Below are 803 nucleotides of genomic sequence, written 5' to 3' on the forward strand. Positions count from 1 at the left end.
CTAACCAAGACTCCGGCGCTTTTTCTATTTCAGCGAAAGGAGGACATTGCCCATGCCCCATTACTTCACACGGGATTCCCCTCTATGATAGCGAGGAACCCGGATCACTTTTACAAGAGATGAGACAGATTATTTCAACTCAGAAGGGACGTGATACAAGTGAAACTCATCCAACGCATCCTTACCACAGCTCTGTGCGGTGCCCTGTGTCTCGGGATACTGCCTGGAGCAGCGGCACCCCCAGAAACGCAGCCATCCCAAGAGGTGGTGACAGAGGCAGCTGAACCCACCGTTGAGGCTACCACAGAGGAAGAAATGCCCCTGCTGGCCACCATGTCGGCCTGGTCTCCCGGCGAGGTGGTCAACACCTGGGAGGGAGAACCATACACCTCCATCACTGGCCATAAGTACGCTCTGATGAAATTTAGCTTTATGCGCTACTACAGCGACGGTACCAAAAAAATCATCACCAGCACTCAGACCAGTGGCTATACCAACAACAAGTACTATGTGGGAAACACCCTGGCCTACTGCATCGAGTCCGGTAAGGCCTTTGACGGAGGAGACTACACCTCTGGAGAAGCTGGCACATCGGACTATCTCAAGCTATTGTCTCCCACGGCCCGTGAAGGCATTATGCTTGCCATGCTCTACGGCTACAACCCGGAAAACCCCAGCTATATGCCAACAACCAGCCAGGTTGGATGTGCCTTCAACGTGGACGACTTTGCCTTTGCCACCCAGATCATTATCTGGGAGTATCAAAGCGGCATCCGCACCAGCCCCACCTCCATTTCCGCTCT

General features: G+C 53.4%; 1 protein-coding gene. It reads left to right on the top strand.

The genetic code is table 11. The features are described 5' to 3' along the window. Positions 1–159: 159 nt before the first annotated feature. On the top strand, positions 160–803 hold a 644-nt coding region (locus H9X86_RS12930; RefSeq protein WP_204901749.1), incomplete at its 3' end, for a Cys-Gln thioester bond-forming surface protein.

This window comes from Pseudoflavonifractor capillosus (assembly GCF_016902575.1).
Classification (GTDB): domain Bacteria; phylum Bacillota; class Clostridia; order Oscillospirales; family Oscillospiraceae; genus Enterenecus; species Enterenecus capillosus_A.